We start from the raw sequence: 16552 nt of genomic DNA, 5'->3' as shown, positions 1-16552 counted from the left end.
ATGAAGAGACTGCGGTTCCCTGGGTCCCACAGGGCCACCTTCCGGCCACCGCACCCCTGGCCGCGCCCGCCATACTGGGGCGCATGGCCGACACGATCATGATCGCCAACAGCCTCGGCGACTACCTCAGAGCCCGGCGGGCCCTGGTGGCACCGGCGGAGGCGGGCCTGCCGACCACCGGCCGGCGCCGGGTGCCCGGCCTGCGCCGCGAGGAGGTCGCGGAACTGGTCGGGCTCAGCACCGACTACTACGTACGTCTGGAGCAGGGGCGCGCCGAGCACCCCTCGGACGAGGTCCTCGACGCGCTCAGCAGGGCACTGCGGCTGGGCTCCGCCGAGCGCGCCCACCTCCACGACCTGGCCCGACCACCCCGCCGCGCCGGCGCGGCGGCAGCGGCCACCGGACGGGGCGAGGCGCTGCGTCCTGCCCTGCGGCAGGTGGTCGAGGCCGTCCCGAACGCCCCCGCCGTGATCATGAACGACCGCAACGACGTCCTGGCCTGGAACCGGCTGGCAGCCGCGCTGATCGCCGACTTCCCCAACCTCGCGCCGCGCGAGCGGAACATGGCCCGCCGGATCTTCCTGGACCCGGACGCGCGCGACATCCACCTCGACTGGGACGAAGCCGCCCGCACCACCGTCGGCATGCTGCGCATGGCCGCCGGACGCCGTCCGCACGACCCGGAACTCGTGCGCCTGATCGGCGAACTGTCCCTGGGGAGCGACACTTTCCGCAAGCTGTGGGCCGGCCACCACGTCCACGAGAAGACCCACGGACCCAAGCACTTCCGCCACCCCGCCGTCGGCGAGGTCATGCTGAACTACGAGACCTTCCAGGTCCCCGGCGCCGCCCACCACCTGCTGGTGATCTACACGGCCCCGCCCGGCAGCGCCGCCGAGGAGGCCCTGAACTTCCTCGCGAGCTTCGCCTGCCGGTGAGGTGCAGCCCGGTGACGCCTGCCGGTCCGGTGGCGCCTGTCGGGCTGCTCAGCCACGGGTGATGCCGGGGTTGGCGGCGATGATCTCCTCCGCCGTCCGCCACACCAGGGGCAGCGCGGCGACGGTCTCCTGTGCCCGGGTCAGGAGGTCGCCGGTGGAGGTGATGCCGAGGTCTGCCAGGAGCTCGGCGAAGGCGGGCCGGAGGGCGCGTTCGCGGTGCGGGGCGTCGGTGGCCAGGATCTTGTGGCAGCGCGCGAAGGTCGCGGTGATCCAGAACACCGCTTCCCGGTGGTCGCCCCGGCGCGCGAGCTCGTGGCAGGCGTCGACGGCGATGGGCCTGGCCGCCGCGGTGATGTCGGAACTGAAGAGGAACGGTGTCCGGGCGCACGCCGCCGCCTCGTCGAAGGTCCGCGCCAGGGCGTCGACATGCTGGTCGACCCGCTCGGCCGTCAGGTCCTGGCACCCCGTCAACCGCAGCAGGCCCGGGTACCGCTCGGCGAGGCCGTACTCGTCAAGGACCTCGCGTGCCCGCAGGTAGCGCAGCCGGACCGTCGGGTTCCGCAGGGCGGCGACGAGCAGGAGATGGGTGGTGACGCCGGTCGGGAAGAGCCAGCCCGTCACCTGGTCGTGCCAGGGCGCCGTGGTGTCGAAGGACGTCAGGGAAGTCTCGATCCTCCGGCGGACGTTCTCGCAGCGGCGCCGCACCCATGCCTCGTCGGCGAAGGAACGCGCGACCTGCGCCTGCAGCTCGCGCAGGTCGCCGGTCGGATCGTCGATGACGGTGTCGCGGCTGAGCCCCGCGGCGAGGTGGTAGTCCGCGAGCACCGAGGGGGCCGACCGGAGCTGCTCCCAGGAAAGGTACGTGACCTCCAGCAGTGCGCCCCGGTGCTCGAACTTGCCGAGCTTGGGCCCCGCGACGGGCCTGCCGGTGACCACCACGAGGTCCACGTCGGTGCCGACGGGCAGCGCCGCGTCCGGAGCCAGGGCCACCGTCGAGCCGGTGAAGTACGCGCCGCGGTAGTCCTCGTGGCGCCGGCCTTCGCCCATGACCCAGTGCGCTGCCGTATCACGTGCCGTCGCGATGTCCACGGGCGCCATTGTGCCGTGGGCCGGGGCCGGCGGACCGAAGGCCGGCGGATCGAAGGCTCGCGGACGGGCGTCGGCGGACCGGGTCGGCGGCCCGCGTGCTCCGTTCGGGTGATAGCGGGGTTCGGTGGTGCGGTGGGGCGGGCAGAGCCTTCGGCATGACCTCTCCCTCGGCCAGACACCACCACCAGCACCGCCGCCCGGCCGCCGCGCCCGGCTCAGCCGCCTCAGCGCACCTCCAGCCGCCGTCGGCCGCCGCCCGGCCACGCGGCGCGGGCGGGTGCTGCCGGACCTGGTCCAGCGAGCACCGCACCCGGGGCGGGGAGGTGGTCCGCACGACCTGGCACGAGCCCGCGTGCACGACCTGGAGCCGTCCGTGACCGGCTCCGGCCACTCCGGGCGCCTTGCAGCCCGCCTGCCCCTGCGGGGCCGACGCCAGGCGCTCAGGGCCCGGTCGTCCGTGGCGGCCGGGCCGTCGCGGACGTCGCCCGGAGTGACGAACCCGTGATCGCCCGGGCGAGCAGCGTGGACGACTCCTGACCGGTCGCGCGGACGTACCGCCTCTTGCCCGGCATCCACCGTCCGGTTCACCGGCCGATCGGCCGGTCAGCCCGTGGGTGGAGACCGGGGGAGGGGCGAACTCCACCTGCGGATCCACCCGTAGGTGCAGGTGCCCGCAGCCTCGTCACAGCAGGCTGGAGCACATGACAACGACCGAATGGATCACCGACCTCGCCCTCATCCTCGTCGTCTTCCGGCAGCTGCGGGAAGGTCGGCTCGACCTCAGGTCCTTCCTGATCCCGCTGGGGATCGTGACCTTCGTGGCCTACTCGTACCTGGACAGCATTCCGACTGCGGGCAACGACCTGGTGCTGATCGGGGTGCTGATGGGCGTGGGTGCGGTGCTCGGCATCGCCGGCGGCATCTACACCCGGATCCGCACGGCCGGCGGGCACATCCTGATCAAGGCCGGTGCGGTGTCGGCGATCCTGTGGGTCGTGGGCATGGGCGCGCGGATGGGGTTCCAGATGTGGGTCGAGCACGCCGGCGGGGCCGCCGATGTCGCCCGGTTCAGCCTCACCCACCACATCACCAGCGACCAGGCGTGGGTGGCGGCGTTCGTGCTGATGGCGCTCACCGAGGTGGTCACGCGGCTGGCCACGATCTTCATCCGGAGCCGCACCCTGACGGTGGCCCGCCCCGTGCGCGTCTACGACCGCACCGCCTGACCATCCGTCGGTTCCGCCCCCGCGCGAAGGCCGCGGGCCCGCTCCCCGGGCCCGCGGCCTTCGCGCACCAACGTCCTCTGGTGCAACGTCCGACCGCTGGCCCGGCGGGCCGTCGCTGGTTCGCAGTGCGCCGCCAACACCTCCGACGACGGGGGCATGTGCAGCGTGGGCCGGCGCTCGACCGTGCGGATCACGGTGACCGACAGCTCCGGTGCCACCGCGTCCGCGCGGGCGAGCCTCATCTGCCTGGACCAGTAAACTGCCGCAACCGGCCGGGCACTTGGGCCGGACCCCTCGGCGGCGCCCCTGGCTCCACAAGGCGCGAGCAGCCGGCGTTGCACGCCGTCCGCTCGCTGCCAGGCTCTCGCGGCCTTCCGCCGCCGTTGCCGGCGCTCCCTACTGCCGTGCGGCACCCGGTTCTTGCGCGGGCAGGCCGCGCAGCAGTGTGTCCAGGAACAGCTCGAAGCGCGGGGTGCTGTCGCCGAGGTCGAGCGGGTGCTCCTGGACGGCGAGCCAGCTGACGATGGACGTGATGAAGATGTACCAGCTCTGCTCGGCCAGGTGCGGGGAGACCCCGGCGCCGGTGAACGCGGTGGTGACGCTGCTGCGCAGGCGTCCGAAGGTCTCGGTGGTGTGGCGGTGCGGCCGCGAGAGGCGGGTGGCGTAGCCGGGCAGGGCCAGGAAGTGGTCGTGCATGCCCCAGGCGAGGTCCGCGAGCCAGGGCCGCCAGTCGGCGCCCCGGGGGCCCTTGGCGGGAAGGATGCGTTCGACCATGACCTCGTTGATGAGGTCGGACAGCTGGTCGCGGTTCTTGACCCAGCGGTAGAGCGCGGCGTGGGTGACCCCGAGGCGGGTGGCGAGCTCCCGCATGGTCAGGGTGTCGAGGTTCCCGGTCGAGACGGCGGCGTCGACGATCAGCTCGCGGCTGATCTGCGCGGGGCGTCCCCGGCGTGATCGGGTTGTCGGGGTATCGGCCATGGCCAGGACTATACGAGACCGCGGTCGGCGGGTGCCCGTGATCAGCGGGCTTCCCATCAGGACTGGACCAGCGCGGCGTAATAAGTAACCATTGGTAGCTAAGTGGGCTGTGCCTCGTCGGACGCCCGCCGACAACCCATGTCGTGACAGAGCTGGGAGGAAGCGCAGATGCACGCAAACGTGGTGCAGGGTACGGTCGCCGACGGGTTCGAGCCGGTCCGGGAGGAGCTCGCCGCGGTCGCGACGGGGGAGGGCGGCGACCATGCCGCGCAGCTCGTGGCCTACCGGCACGGGGAACGGGTCGTCGACCTGTGGACGGGCCCGGAGATCACCGGGGATTCACTGTTCGGCGCGTACTCCGCGTCCAAGGGCGCCGCGCACCTGGTCGTCGCCTCACTCGTCCAGGAAGGCGTGCTGGACCTGGAGCAGAAGGTGAGTCACTACTGGCCGCAGTTCGCGGTGGAGGGCAAGGCGGAGGTGACCCTGCGCGAGCTGCTGGCGCACCGGGCCGGCCTGGTCGGCGCGGATGCGGGGTTCACGATCGAGGAACTTGCCGACGACCGGCAGGTCGCCGAGCGTCTGGGCGCACAGTGCCCGTACTGGCGGCCGGGCACCGCCTTCGGCTACCACGCGCTGGTCATGGGGGCGCTCAGCGGCGAGGTGGTGCGCCGCGCCACCGGGTGCAGCGTCCAGGAGTTGTTCGCCGAGCGCGTGCGCGATGCGTACGGAGTCGACTTCCACCTCGGACTGCCGCAGGAACAGGAGTCACGATTCCTCCGTGCCCGACCGATGGTGACGACCCCCGAGCGGCTGGCCGCGCCGGCCGCGTCCGCGAGCGGTCCGAACAGCCTGTCCGGCATCGCCTTCAACCGCAATCACCCGCAGAACCCGGGGGTGTGGGAGCTGCCGAACTTCCAGGTGGTCCGCAGCTCGGGGACGGCCTCGTTCGGCGGGGTGGCCTCGGCGCGCGGCCTGGCCCGGATGTACGCGGCCACGATCGGCTCGGTCGACGGCTCGGTCCCCCTGCTCAAGCCCGAGACGCTCGCGATGGTCGGGCAGATCCAGTCCATCGGCCACGACGTGGTCCTCGGTGCGCAGAAGGCGTTCACCATCGGGTTCCACGCCACCTCCGAGTACTACCCGCAGCTCGGCCAGGGCTCGTTCGGCCACAGCGGCGCGGGCGGTCAGCAGGCCTTCGCCGACCCGCGCAACGGCATCGCCTACGGCTACACCCGTCGGCGCACCCCCTTCCCCGCTGCCGCCGCCCCGGAGAACGACCGCCTGATCCGCGCCCTGTACGGAGCCGCCGCCGGACGGTGACCGCCTGACGGGGGGCAGTGGTCACCCGGGTCGCACACTTCTCCTCGTCCGTCGGGCAGGCGGCGCCGGTCGGCCCCGACGGCGGAAATCCGATGTGCCGGGGATGATCTTCGTGGCAGGCTCCGCCTGACCGACCGTCATCCCGTAGGGAGCCGCTCCACCGTGCGCCGTAGTCTCGTCCGGGTCGCTGCCGCGACCGCCACCACCCTCGCCGTGCTCACGGGGTGCGACAGCGCCGGCCACTCCGCACCGGCCGCCGCACCGGGCTCCTTCGACCCGGCCCAGGCCGTGGCGAACGCGAGCAAGGAACCGTATGCGGTGTCGGTGAAGGTGACCGGCGGGCCCGACGCGATGGTTCTCACCGCGCGGCAGAACGTCAACACCCTGCAGACCGGCCACCGGGAGCAGAAGGACCCCGACGGCAGCACCATGGAGTTCATCACCACCGCCACCTCCGAGTACATGCGCGGCTACGACGCCAGCGGCCGGTGGAAGAAGATCCCGAAGTCCAACGACGCCTGGGAGCTCGACTTCACGGGCTACGCCCCGCTGCTGCTCGCCCAGGGGAACGCCACCCGCAAGGGCATGGAGAGCCGGGACGGCGTCCCGGTCTACCACCTCGCCGGCCACCTGGGCATCGAGCAGGTCGCCGGCGTGACCCCGGAGTTCTACCGGGCCACGAAGTCCAGCGGCGTCACGGGCTTCGACCTGGACCAGTGGATCGACGCCCAGGGCCGCACCCGCTACGTCGAGGAAGCCATGGTCGTCGACGGCGCCATGAGGGTCATCAAGGCGACCTACAGCGACTTCGGCCCCGCCGAGACCTTCACCGCCCCACCCACGGACGCCGCCTGACCCTGCGCCGGGCCCACCGTGCGGTCCCGTCGGCCGGTCACCCCGGCCGCCGGCTGCTCCCGCCACCTCGGTGCCCGGCCGCGCCGGGGCCCGGGTCAGCCCTCGTGGACCGGCCGGCCGGCGCCGTCGCTCGGGGGAGCGGCCGCTCATGCCTCCTGGTGCGTGCCGGGCGCGGCGGAACGGGGGCCGAGGACGGTGTCGACGTGGGCCATGAGCGAGGAGCGCAGGCCGTCGGGTGTCATCCCCTGGTCGTCGAGCAGGTGGGCCACCAGGTCGGCGCGGATGGTGGCCAGCAGCGCGTGGGCGGTGAACGCCGCGTCGTGGACCCCGGGCACCTGATCCAGTGCCGCCCGCAGCACGGCGTGCCACCAGCCGTAGTGCTCGGCCTGGTAGGGGCTGCTGAGTCCGGCGTCCTCGGCGGCCGCCATCAGGTTCCGGTTCTCGATCTTGAAGCGCAGCGAGGCGTCGAGGAGGTCCAGCACCCGCTGCCGCGGCGAGGACCCGGCAGCGTCCTGCGCCTCCTGCACGGCCTGCTGCACGGGTTCGAGACGGGCGGCGATCACGGCACCGACCAGGCCGGCGCGGTCGCCGAACCGGCGGAAGAGGGTGCCCTTGCCCACGCCCGCGGCCGTCGCGATGTCGTCCATCGACACGCTGAGGGGGCTGCTGCTGGCGGCGAACAGGGCGTCGGCGGCAGCCAGGACGACTTCGCGGTTGCGCAGGGCATCCGCGCGCTCGGGGCGCTGGGTCACAGGTCCTCCTCGGTCTTCGGCCTGTCCCGGCCCCGGGGAATGATATGCGGCTGCCTCGCGCGGGCGGCGGCTCGCGCCCGGCTTCCCCGGCGGCGATGCGATGCGGTGCGGTGCGGGCCGAACGGCGACCGCCGGCGCCGGACGGCCGTGGCGCATCAGCTGCCCTGCGACAGCTCCCGTTCGACGAAGGCGCGGAAGGTGCCCGCGGGGCGGCCGGTGAGGCGCTCGACGGTGTCCGAGGTGCGGTCCTCGGCGCCGGCGGCGATGGCGCGGTCCATGCCGGCCAGCATGGTGGCGAACTCCAGCGGGATCTCGGCCGCCCAGCGATCGCACAGTCGCTCGAAGGTCAGGTGGCGGTGTTCGACGAGCCGGCCGGTGGCCTCGGTGATGATCGCGGCGACCTCGTCGTAGCTCAGGGTCTGCGGCCCGGTGAGGACCAGGTCGGTGTTGGGCGCCCGGTCGTCGAGCAGGGCGTGGACCGCGACAGCGGCGATGTCCTCGGCGTCGACGAACCCGACGCGCCCGTGTCCCGCGGCCGTGAGGATGGCGCCGTTCTCGCGGATGCTGCGTGCGTGCGGGCTGGAGCCGGCGAAGTTCTGCATGAACCAGGAGGGCCGCAGCACCGCCCACTCCTCGAACAGGTCGGGCAGGTGCGCGTGGACCCGGCCCACCGCCGGACCACCCGCGGGGATCGCCGAGGAGCTGAGCAGCACGGCGCGGCGCAGCCCTGCCGCGCGGGCCCTGCGGAGGAAGGGCAGCATGACCGTGGCCGGCTCGGAGGAGCCGACGGGCGGGACGAGGTAGGCACGGTCGACGCCGTCCAGGGCCGCGTCCCAGGTCGCGGGCTCGTTCCAGTCGAAGCGGACGGCCTGCGCGCCTGCCAGCGGGGTGGCGGACCGGCCGGCGGCCTTGGCGCGCCGGCCCTTGCCGACCAGGCCGGCGGTGACGCGGCGACCGGTGGTGCCGGTGGCCCCGGTGACCAGGGTGCTGCTGGTCGGGGTCGTCATCGGTGTGCTCCGGTGAAGTCGGCGCCGGGCCGGGAGACGGCGAGGGGGTTCCAGTAGTCGCGGTAGGAGGTGATGAGACCGTCCTTGACCGTGACGACGGCGATGTAGGTCAGGTCGAAGGGGCTGCCGGTCTCCACCAGGCGGCCGACCCCGCGCATCTCCACCACGATGGTCGCGGGGGTGGTGGTCTGGTGGATCGTCACGTCGGGGAAGTCGTGCAGGTCGATGTGGTCGGGGTAGTGGCGCATGTAGGCGGCGACCGCGGCCTTGCCTTCGAGGCGAGGGGGCCAGCCTTCGGGTGCGAAGGGGAATTCGAGGACGCCGTCGTCGTCCCACAGGTCCACCCAGGCGGAGATGTCCTTCTGAAGCAGCAGGTGCAGGCCGTGGCGATACAGCTCTGCGGGGGTCATGGGGGGCGTCATGGTCAGGGCTTCCATTCGCTTCGAAGTCTCGAAGTCTCGAAGTCTCGAAGTGTCGAAGTCTCGGGGTGTCGGCGGTTGCGGCCCGTCGGGGCGGCGCATCCGCGGGAGACGTGAAAACGGACCGGCGGTCCGCATGGCATGGAGCATACGGACTGCCGGTCCGCTTAACAAGGCCGGGTCCAGGGGGAAGGCTCGCCGCCGGACCGTTCGATCGCCGTGCTGGCAGGATGGCGGCATGGAACGTGTGCTTGGAATCGGTGGGTACTTCATGAGGGCTGCCGACCCGGAGGCCCTGGGCGCCTGGTATCGCGAATGCCTGGGCCTGGAGGCCGACGAGAACGGCCTGTGGAGCCAGGGAGCGGGGCCGACGGTGTTCGCGACCTTCGGGTCCGAGACCGACTACTTCGGGTCCCGCACCCAGCAGACCATGCTCAACTTCCGGGTCCGCGACCTGGACGCGATGCTCGCGCAACTGCGCGCCAAGGGAGCGGAGGTGGCCGAGGGGACGCAGGAGATGGCGGGCGTCGGTCGATTCGGCTGGGTCACCGATCCCGCGGGCAACCGGATCGAGCTGTGGCAGCCCGCGTGACGGCGCTCTCACGCAGGCGTGGGGGCCGGCCCGAGCCCGGGCCGGCCCCCACGGGACGCCGGTGGTGGTGACCGGTCAGGCCTGCTGGCCGGTGGCGGCGAGCACGATTTCGCGGATGGTGACGTTCGGCGGCTGCTGGTAGGCGTAGACGATGGCCTCGGCGACCGTCTGCGGGTCCAGGGCGCCGCCGGCGGACTTCTTCCACGCCTCGTAGTCGCTCTTGATCCGCTCGTCGGTGGTGTGGGAGAGCAACTCGGTCTCCACGGCGCCGGGGGCGATGGTCACCACCCGCACACCCGAGGAGGCGACCTCCTCGCGCAGGTTCTCGGACAAGGCGTGGACGGCGAACTTGGTGCCCACGTAGGCGCTGTGGTTCGGGTAGGTCTTGCGGCCGGCGACGGAGCTGACGTTGATGATCGTGCCGGTGCCGCGGGCGACCATGCCGGGCAGGACGGCGCGGATGCCGTAGAGCACGCCCTTGATGTTCAGGTCGATCATGCGCTCCCACTCGTCGGCGTCCTGGTCGGCGATGCGTCCCAGGAGCATGACCCCGGCGTTGTTGACGATCGCGTCGGCCGGTCCGAACCGCTCCTCGGCCTCGCGTACCGCGGCCTGCAGCGCGTCCCGGTCGGTGACGTCGACCCCGCGGCACAGGGTCTCGGGCAGGCTGAGCTCCTCCAGCTTCTGCAGCCGCCGCGCGAGCAGGAGCAGCGGGTGCCCCTGGGCGGACAGGAGGCGGGCGGTGGCCGCGCCGATGCCGGAGCTGGCGCCGGTGATGACGATCAGGGGCTTGGACAAGGCGATCCCTCTTCAGACAGGTGCGGACGGTGTGCCGTTCTCCAGTTCACCACCCGTGCGGCGGCGCCGCCGGACATTCGGGTGGCCGACACCCTCCGCGCCGGGTTCGGCGCGACTCATGGCCCGACGGCTCGTTGATCAGTGGGTGGGACAGAGGGAGCGGTCGCGTGCCTGGATCGACCCGGACGAACTGCGAGGTCCGGTCGCGCGGTTGCCGCCGGCAGCCGGTCCACCGTTCGCGGGAATCGTTCGGCCGATCAGGGGCAGGAGGTGCGGTACAGCGCACGAGACACACCACTACCACGACCACCCGGAACCGACTGGAGGCTGAGATGGACACCCGTGGGCTGATCGAACAGACCGGTGAGATGGTCAAGGGCGTGATCAAGGAGTACGCCGGCATGGTGACCGGTGACGAACAACTGCTGGCCGAGGGCCGGGCCGACCGCGAGGGGGCCGACACCGGCGCCGGTGCCGACGCCGACAGCGGCGCCGACGCGAGCAGCGAGCGGACCGAGGCTCCGGCAGGGCCTGCGGGAACGGGACGACCGACGTAGGGAACCCGTCGGGGCCGGCTACGACTCCCGGTCGATGTGTCACCAGGGCGCGGGCGCATACCGTCGTCCTCGTGACCCTTGACCTTGATGCCTACTTCGCCCGGATCGGCTGGAACGGCCCGGCGCCGCAGCCCTCCGCTGCCGCGCTGCGCTCGCTCAACCTGGCCCACGTCCGCGGCATCCCCTTCGAGAACCTGGACCCGGTCCTCGGCACGGTGCCCTCGCTGGCGCTCGACGACATCCAGCGCAAGCTGGTGCACGGCGGCCGGGGCGGGTACTGCTACGAACAGAACACGCTCTTCGCGGCCGTCCTGGAGGCGCTGGGCTTCGGCGTGACCCGGCTGGCCGCACGGGTGCGCAGGGGCGTGCGGCCGGGGGAGACCAGGCCCAGGGCGCACATGCTGCTGCTCGTCGACGACCCTGGTCTGCCGGGTCCCTACCTCGCGGACGTCGGATTCGGCAGCGACGGCGGGCTGCTGGAGGCGGTTCCGCTGGTCGCGGGGAGCGAGTTCGGCGGGGAGCGGCGGCACCGCCTGCTGCGCGAACGGGGGCAGGGACGGGAGCCGCTGGAGTACTGGGTCCTGCAGTCCCGTCAGGAGGACGTCTGGTGCGACCAGTACGCCTTCACCCTGGAGCCGTACGAGACGGCGGACTACGAGATGTTCAACTGGCACATCGCCACCGGCCCGCGGTCCCCGTTCCGCAAGACCCTCTACGTCCAGCGCACCCTCCCCGGCCGCCACCTGTTCCTGACGGGCCGGCGGTTCACCGACACCCGCGCCGACGGCACGGTGCTGCAGCGCGACCTCGCGGACGGCGAGGAGGTGCTCCGTGTGCTCGCCGAGGAGTTCGCGATAACCCTGCCCGAGGGCGTCGTCCTGCCGCAGTGACGCCGGCGCGGGGCAGCGGCCGGCCCTCCTCGCACGGGAACCCTCAGGACAGCTCGCCGGACCGGCTGCCGTCCGGGGCGGGCGGCAGCCGGAAGCCGACCTCGGCGCCGCCGCTGGGGGCGGCGGTGGCGAAGACGGTGCCGTGGTCGGCGGCGACGAGGTCGTGGACGATGGCCAGGCCGAGCCCCGAGCCCGGGGTGGACTGGGTGGCGGCGGCGCGGTAGAAGCGCTCGAAGACGGCCTGCCGGTCACCGGGGGCGATGCCCGGCCCGTGGTCGCGCACGGCCAGCCGGGTGCCGGTGATGTGGACCTCCACCGGCGCGCCGTCGGGGCTGAACCTCACCGCGTTGCCCACCAGGTTGTCCACGCAGCGCTGCAATGCACGCGGGCGGGCCAGCACCGCCACGGGCTCTTCGGCGCGGACGCTGATCTCGCGCCCGGTGCGGCGGCGGAAGCGCCGGGCACTGTCCTCGGCGGCGGGCGGCAGGTCACCCGGCTCCGGGTCCTCCGCGGTCTGCTGGTCGGTGGCCAGCTCGACCAGCTCGCGCACGAGTTCGTCGAGTGCGACGGTCTCGGTGACCAGCGTGGCGAGGATCTGCTCCTCGTCCTCGGGGGCGAGCCGGCCGCGGGCGCGCTGGAGGAGTTCGGCGCAGCCGCGCACCGAGGTCAGCGGGGTGTGCAGCTCGTGACTGGCGTCCTGGACCAGGCGCTGCTGCTGCTCACGCGAGTGGCGCAGCGCGCCGACCATCGACTCGAAGGCGCGGGTGAGGCGGCCGACCTCGTCGCGTCCGGCGGCGGGCAGGGACGGGGTCAGATCGCGGGTGGTGGTGATGTGTTCGGCGGCGCGGGCCAGGCGCTGCACCGGGCACCGGTCAGGCCGCTGGCAGAGCGGTGACAAAGGTGTGTAAGAACTCCGGCGTGGTGGGCGGCGCAGGGGGAGTGGGCACGCTGTCGAGGGTGGACGCGAGGGCCGGCCACTCGCGGCCGGCGGCATCTCCGACTCCGGGCGGCGGCTGTTCAGCGTGGCCCAGAGGCGCGGCTGCGGCCCGGGCGGGCACCGCAGCCGCGAGCGGGCACAGGCGTCAGGCGCCCATGCCGTTCCACTCCGCGGGCTGCACAGCGGAACCGGTGGAGCTCCACTCGGCCGGAACGATGTCCGAGGTGGAGCTGTTCCAGTCGGTGGGCTGGACGCCGGCGCCGGTGTTGTTCCATCCGGCGGGCTGTGCGGCGGAGCCGGTGTTGTTCCAGACGGTCTGCTGGATGCCGGAGCCGGTGTTGTTCCAGACGGTGGGCTGGACGCTGGCGCCGGTGTTGTTCCAACCAGCGGGCTGGACGCCAGCGCCGGTGTTGTTCCAACCAGCGGGCTGGACCGCAGCGCCGGTGTTGTTCCAACCAGCGGGCTGCACAGCGGCGCCGGTGTTGTTCCAGCCCGACGGCGCCGCTGCCGCGTCGCTCTGCGCGAAGGTGGTCACCGCCGCCACCATGCCCGCGGCGCCGAGCAGCAGAGCCGCCAGGCCCAGCCCGGCCACCTTCGGGCGCAGCCCGCCCGCACGGCTCGGCGCTGCGGTCTTCGTCACTCCTGCGATCGTCATCTTGATCCCCCGTTTGTCTGGTCACGCAGCTGGCGTGGGCCCGGCCGACGTTCGGCCGTGCGAAGGGGATTGTGCCAGTTGATGATCAAGAGCGACAGCGATTTACCGTCACCTGAACATGCGGTCGCCGCTGGTGGCCATCCGGTGGGTGCCGCCGTGGTGGTCGACCCAGTCGCGGACGAGCTTGATGGCATTGGCGCACTGCCAGCTGTCGTCGTACTCGCGCACCCCGGTGAAGTCGCCGTAGCCCGCGATGATGCCGTCCACCCGTGCATCGCCCAGCAGCTTGTCGACGTACCACGGGTCGTTGTAGGTGGCCGTCCAGGACAGGGTGGCCGCGAGCTGCCCGGCCGCACGGTCGGCGGCGCCCTTCTTCAGCTCCGCGCACGTGTTGTAGGTGGCCTCCGTGCAGTTGCCGAAGCCTTTGGTGATGTTGGTGTCGCCGTAGTCCATCGCCCGGTGACCGACCGGGATCCCGGCACCGGACCGGTCGAACGCGCCGCGGACCTGGTCGCGGGTCCCGGTCGTCGTCATGCCCTCCAGGCGGCCGAGCTTGCCTTCCAGGCTCTGCCAGCCCCGGCCGCCCACGTCCGGGGTGCTGCCGCCGTGGTATTCGTAGAAGCCGTAGAGGACCTGGATCCCGGCGGCCGTCAGCCGCTGCGCCTTGTCGTGCAGTCCGGCGACGCTGCAGCCGCGGTTCGGCTGTTCCCCGCAGTAGTTCGGGTCCTTGATGTCCAGCCAGACCAGCGACAGCCGGCGACCCGCGTTGGCGTTCGACACAATGCGGTCGATCATGCTGTCGAAGCTCGGCCCCAAGCGATTGTCACCCGCCGAGGAACAGTCGTGGTAGGCACGCCATTCATTGGGGTTCCACCAGGCGCAGACATCGATCTCGATTCCGTTCGCGCCGTGTTTGAGCGCTGCGTCCACGCCGTCCACGGTGTCGGCCCGGTGCGCGATGGCGTAGATCGCCTGCCGCTGGTCGGCGGCCGCCGCCGGCGTCGCGCCGAGTGCGGTGACGCCGGTGATCGCGCACAGCGCCGCCATCAGGGCTGGCACCATGCGCGCGCCGACACGACGCCTGAGGTGAGAAGTCAAGATCAGGTACTCCTTAGGAGCTTCAGAGGGCGGGGTCGACGCCGTGGCCGGCGGCGAGCCGTCGGATCCGCGGCGGAATCTGTCAGGCTGCTCGGCCGGATCGCACCCGGGCGCGAGCGTGCCGCCGGGTTCCGATCGAATGCCCACGGCGGCTCGCCCAGCTGTCGGCGCGGCGGATCCGTGAGCAGAGCTTCGATGTTCCCTGCGGCCACGCGTTATTGACCTGGACTTTGCTGGGAATCATCTGTTGCTTTGCCAAGCCGCGATGGCTCAAGCGTGGAGTTGGGGAGGGCGAGTGCGCCAGAAAGATCTGATGTTCTGTCTGGAAACGGTCAATTCGTGTCCGAAACGGATTCGCTTCCCCGTGTCGGGGCCGGCTGCCATCATGGGTCGGACGTGGCGCTGTCGCTGCCGCTGTCTCCGGGCGGTCGGTGGCGACAGCGCCGTTGCCGGCCGCTGTCCTGGTGAATCGCCCAGTGTCAGGCGACGGTTACTCCGCCTTCGGTCGAGTCGGTGGAGCGGCTGAGGTCCTCCCAGGCGTCGAAGTCGTCCTGGACGCGCTGGCGCCCGGCGGCGACCAGGCGTAGCGCGTCCGAGCCGAGCAGGATGTGCACGGGAGGCTTCTCCACGTCCAGGAGGGCGAGGATGGCGTCGCCCGCGCGATCGGGGTCACCGATGCCCTGACCCGCGAGGGCCTGGCGGCGGGTGCGGATCGGGTCGAACAGTGCGTCGTAGTCGGCGATGCTGCGTGGTGCGCGGACCAGTGACCTGCCTGCCCAGTCGGTCTTGAACGCGCCGGGAGCCACGGCGGTGACCCGCACGCCGAACTGGCCGACCTCCTGGGCGAGGGTGTCGGTGATGCCTTCCAGGGCGTGCTTGCTGCCTTCGTAGAACGCCAGTCCGGGGAAGGTGGTGAGCCCACCCATCGAGGTGATGACGAAGATGTGGCCGCCGCGCCGCTCCCGCATGCCGGGCAGGACCGCCTTCACGGTCGCTACCGTGCCGAAGACGTTGACCTCGAACTGGCGGCGCAGGTCGGCCATCGATGACTCCTCGAAGGTGCCTTCGAGCCCGTAGCCGGCGTTGGCCACGAGCACGTCGATCGGGCCCAGTTCCGCTTCGGCGGCCCGCACCACGGGGTCGATCCGGTCGGCGTCGGTCAGGTCGAGGACGAAGGCACGGGCGCGGTCGGGGTCCAGCGCCCGGAAGGCGGCCGCGTGCTGCTCGGTGCGCACGGTGCCCGCGACCCGGTGCCCGGCCGCCAGGGCTCGTCGGGCGATGGCCAGTCCGAGGCCGGTGCTGACGCCGGTGATCAGGAATGTCTTGCTCACTACGGGTGTCCCTTCGTGAATGAGTGTCAGGCCGCAGGCGTGCGTGGGCACGGCGGCATCGACCCCGCGCGTACGGCGGGGCCGTGTCTGGGTGGTGCTGGTGCTGGTGCTGGTGCTGGCGCCGGATCGCCCGGTTCGGGCGGTGGTGAGGACCCGTCGGGCGGTGGTCAGGACCCGGCGGCGGTGCCCCGGGCGGTCGCGGCGGCGGGTTCGCTGCCCCAACTGGCCAGCAGTCGCAGGCGCTCCTGGGACGGCGAGCCGGACGGCGCGCTGTAGACGACGAGCGATTGGCCCGGGTCGGCGACCGAGGTGAAGATCTCGTACTGCAGTTCCAGGTCACCGACGACGGGGTGGCGCAGGCGCTTGACGCCGGTGCTGCGTTCCTGGACGCGGTGTTCCGACCACCACGCCGGGAACTCGGGTGAACGCATCATCAGCTCACCGATCAGGGTGGCGATGCGCTGATTGCGCGGCTGGGCGGCGGCGGCCAGCCGCAACCCGTGCACGTAGTCGCGGGCGACGCGTTCCCAGTCGCACCACACCAGCCGGGCCCGCGGATCCAGCAGCGTCCAGCGCGCCATGCTGCGTTCCCGGCGCGGCAGCTCGGCCACACCGGGAAACAGCAGCGCCCACATCGTGTTCCCGCCGACGACAGTGAGGTCCCGGTCGCTGACGAAGGCGGGAGCCAGATCCATCGACTCCAACACCTGTCGCAGCGCCGGTCGGAGCCGTGACGCCTGCTCGGCCCGGTCCTTGTGCCCGGCTGCGATGCCCGCGAGGGCGAACAGGTGCCGCCGCTCGATGTCGTCGAACCGCAGCGCCTCGCAGAGGGCCTGCAGCACCTGCTCGGACGGCTGCCGGGCGCGGCCCTGTTCCAGCCGGGTGTAGTACTCGGTGCTCACCCCGGCCAGCTGCGCGACCTCACCGCGCCGCAGACCGGCGACCCGGCGACCGGCGCCGAACTCGGCCGGCAGACCGATCTCGTCCGGCGTGAGTCCAGCACGGCGGGCCCGCAGGAAGTCGCCCAAGTCGTTGTTGCCCATGCCCTCAGTCTGCTCGTCACCCCGCCGATCACCAAGGGCCTGGCTGGCCCTGCCAGTACTACACAGC

General features: G+C 72.2%; 18 protein-coding genes. 7 read left to right on the top strand and 11 right to left on the bottom strand.

Annotated elements, in window-relative coordinates:
- The first annotated feature begins 83 nt into the window (after positions 1 to 83).
- Complete coding sequence (locus OG294_RS01575) at positions 84 to 938, top strand: helix-turn-helix transcriptional regulator (protein WP_327064536.1); 855 nt, start codon at positions 84 to 86, stop codon at positions 936 to 938.
- 48 nt (positions 939 to 986) lie between these two features.
- On the opposite strand, the gene OG294_RS01570 is transcribed toward OG294_RS01575, so the two are convergent.
- A complete protein-coding gene (locus OG294_RS01570) occupies positions 987 to 2036 on the bottom strand; it encodes a hypothetical protein (protein WP_327064535.1) in 1050 nt (349 codons plus the stop codon).
- Positions 2037 to 2728: 692 nt separating this feature from the next.
- Here OG294_RS01570 and OG294_RS01565 point away from each other — a divergent pair.
- Positions 2729 to 3253, top strand: a complete 525-nt coding sequence (locus OG294_RS01565; RefSeq protein ID WP_327064534.1) for a hypothetical protein — start codon at positions 2729 to 2731, stop codon at positions 3251 to 3253.
- A 396-nt stretch (positions 3254 to 3649) separates the two neighbouring features.
- Here the strand turns inward: OG294_RS01565 and OG294_RS01560 are convergent, their stop codons facing one another.
- The gene (locus OG294_RS01560) at positions 3650 to 4231 is read right to left on the bottom strand and encodes a TetR/AcrR family transcriptional regulator (RefSeq protein WP_327064533.1); all 582 of its coding nucleotides are present in this window, start codon (positions 4229 to 4231) and stop codon (positions 3650 to 3652) included.
- Positions 4232 to 4399: 168 nt separating this feature from the next.
- Here OG294_RS01560 and OG294_RS01555 point away from each other — a divergent pair, with 168 nt between their 5' ends.
- Positions 4400 to 5551, top strand: a complete 1152-nt coding sequence (locus OG294_RS01555) for a serine hydrolase domain-containing protein (RefSeq protein ID WP_327064532.1) — start codon at positions 4400 to 4402, stop codon at positions 5549 to 5551.
- A 162-nt stretch (positions 5552 to 5713) separates the two neighbouring features.
- Positions 5714 to 6406 carry a hypothetical protein gene (locus OG294_RS01550; protein WP_327064531.1) on the top strand — a complete coding sequence of 231 codons (693 nt, stop codon included), beginning with the start codon at positions 5714 to 5716 and terminating at the stop codon, positions 6404 to 6406.
- 146 nt (positions 6407 to 6552) lie between these two features.
- Here OG294_RS01550 and OG294_RS01545 read toward each other — a convergent pair whose 3' ends face one another.
- The 3 genes from OG294_RS01545 to OG294_RS01535 form a co-directional block, all read right to left on the bottom strand.
- Positions 6553 to 7158, bottom strand: coding sequence for a TetR/AcrR family transcriptional regulator (locus tag OG294_RS01545; protein WP_327064530.1), 606 nt, complete (start codon positions 7156 to 7158; stop codon positions 6553 to 6555).
- A 155-nt stretch (positions 7159 to 7313) separates the two neighbouring features.
- Positions 7314 to 8165 carry an NmrA family NAD(P)-binding protein gene (locus OG294_RS01540; protein WP_327064529.1) on the bottom strand — a complete coding sequence of 284 codons (852 nt, stop codon included), beginning with the start codon at positions 8163 to 8165 and terminating at the stop codon, positions 7314 to 7316.
- On the bottom strand, positions 8162 to 8587 hold the full coding sequence (locus OG294_RS01535; RefSeq protein ID WP_327064528.1) for a nuclear transport factor 2 family protein: 426 nt from the start codon (positions 8585 to 8587) through the stop codon (positions 8162 to 8164). Before OG294_RS01535 ends, OG294_RS01540 begins: the two co-directional genes overlap by 4 nt.
- A 235-nt stretch (positions 8588 to 8822) precedes the next feature.
- Between OG294_RS01535 and OG294_RS01530 the strand changes: the two genes are divergently transcribed.
- Positions 8823 to 9176, top strand: coding sequence for a VOC family protein (locus OG294_RS01530; RefSeq protein WP_327064527.1), 354 nt, complete (start codon positions 8823 to 8825; stop codon positions 9174 to 9176).
- 75 nt (positions 9177 to 9251) lie between these two features.
- On the opposite strand, the gene OG294_RS01525 is transcribed toward OG294_RS01530, so the two are convergent.
- On the bottom strand, positions 9252 to 9974 hold the full coding sequence (locus OG294_RS01525; RefSeq protein WP_327064526.1) for an SDR family oxidoreductase: 723 nt from the start codon (positions 9972 to 9974) through the stop codon (positions 9252 to 9254).
- A 332-nt stretch (positions 9975 to 10306) separates the two neighbouring features.
- Here OG294_RS01525 and OG294_RS01520 point away from each other — a divergent pair, with 332 nt between their 5' ends.
- Together OG294_RS01520 and OG294_RS01515 are read left to right on the top strand one after the other, a co-directional pair.
- A complete protein-coding gene (locus tag OG294_RS01520; protein ID WP_327064525.1) occupies positions 10307 to 10531 on the top strand; it encodes a hypothetical protein in 225 nt (74 codons plus the stop codon).
- Positions 10532 to 10602: 71 nt separating this feature from the next.
- The gene (locus tag OG294_RS01515) at positions 10603 to 11421 is read left to right on the top strand and encodes an arylamine N-acetyltransferase family protein (RefSeq protein ID WP_327064524.1); all 819 of its coding nucleotides are present in this window, start codon (positions 10603 to 10605) and stop codon (positions 11419 to 11421) included.
- Between the two features lie 43 nt (positions 11422 to 11464).
- Here OG294_RS01515 and OG294_RS01510 read toward each other — a convergent pair whose 3' ends face one another.
- The 5 genes from OG294_RS01510 to OG294_RS01490 all read right to left on the bottom strand — a co-directional run bounded on the left by OG294_RS01510 (position 11465) and on the right by OG294_RS01490 (position 16485).
- On the bottom strand, positions 11465 to 12283 hold the full coding sequence (locus OG294_RS01510; RefSeq protein WP_327064523.1) for a sensor histidine kinase: 819 nt from the start codon (positions 12281 to 12283) through the stop codon (positions 11465 to 11467).
- A gap of 220 nt (positions 12284 to 12503) precedes the next feature.
- Positions 12504 to 12998 (bottom strand): hypothetical protein, encoded by a 495-nt coding sequence (locus OG294_RS01505; RefSeq protein ID WP_327064522.1) that lies wholly within the window; start codon positions 12996 to 12998, stop codon positions 12504 to 12506.
- Positions 12999 to 13121: 123 nt separating this feature from the next.
- A complete protein-coding gene (locus OG294_RS01500) occupies positions 13122 to 14111 on the bottom strand; it encodes a phospholipase (protein ID WP_327064521.1) in 990 nt (329 codons plus the stop codon).
- 479 nt (positions 14112 to 14590) lie between these two features.
- Positions 14591 to 15442 carry an oxidoreductase gene (locus OG294_RS01495; protein WP_327064520.1) on the bottom strand — a complete coding sequence of 284 codons (852 nt, stop codon included), beginning with the start codon at positions 15440 to 15442 and terminating at the stop codon, positions 14591 to 14593.
- A gap of 167 nt (positions 15443 to 15609) precedes the next feature.
- Entirely contained in the window at positions 15610 to 16485 is an 876-nt protein-coding gene (locus tag OG294_RS01490) for a helix-turn-helix transcriptional regulator (RefSeq protein ID WP_327064519.1), read from the bottom strand.
- Positions 16486 to 16552: the final 67 nt, after the last annotated feature.

It is taken from the genome of Kitasatospora sp. NBC_01302 (genome assembly GCF_035976515.1).
Lineage (GTDB): Bacteria > Actinomycetota > Actinomycetes > Streptomycetales > Streptomycetaceae > Kitasatospora.
This window is presented reverse-complemented; position numbering and strand designations above follow the sequence as displayed.

What these genes read in the sequence shown, in the direction of transcription:
- OG294_RS01565 (WP_327064534.1), top strand. Translation starts at nt 2,729, where the DNA reads ATGACAACGACCGAATGGATCACCGACCTCGCCCTCATCCTCGTCGTC.
- OG294_RS01520 (WP_327064525.1), top strand. Translation starts at nt 10,307, where the DNA reads ATGGACACCCGTGGGCTGATCGAACAGACCGGTGAGATGGTCAAGGGC.
- OG294_RS01575 (WP_327064536.1), top strand. Translation starts at nt 84, where the DNA reads ATGGCCGACACGATCATGATCGCCAACAGCCTCGGCGACTACCTCAGA.
- OG294_RS01555 (WP_327064532.1), top strand. Translation starts at nt 4,400, where the DNA reads ATGCACGCAAACGTGGTGCAGGGTACGGTCGCCGACGGGTTCGAGCCG.
- OG294_RS01570 (WP_327064535.1), bottom strand. Translation starts at nt 2,036, where the DNA reads ATGGCGCCCGTGGACATCGCGACGGCACGTGATACGGCAGCGCACTGG.
- OG294_RS01530 (WP_327064527.1), top strand. Translation starts at nt 8,823, where the DNA reads ATGGAACGTGTGCTTGGAATCGGTGGGTACTTCATGAGGGCTGCCGAC.
- OG294_RS01560 (WP_327064533.1), bottom strand. Translation starts at nt 4,231, where the DNA reads ATGGCCGATACCCCGACAACCCGATCACGCCGGGGACGCCCCGCGCAG.
- OG294_RS01490 (WP_327064519.1), bottom strand. Translation starts at nt 16,485, where the DNA reads ATGGGCAACAACGACTTGGGCGACTTCCTGCGGGCCCGCCGTGCTGGA.
- OG294_RS01535 (WP_327064528.1), bottom strand. Translation starts at nt 8,587, where the DNA reads ATGACGCCCCCCATGACCCCCGCAGAGCTGTATCGCCACGGCCTGCAC.
- OG294_RS01540 (WP_327064529.1), bottom strand. Translation starts at nt 8,165, where the DNA reads ATGACGACCCCGACCAGCAGCACCCTGGTCACCGGGGCCACCGGCACC.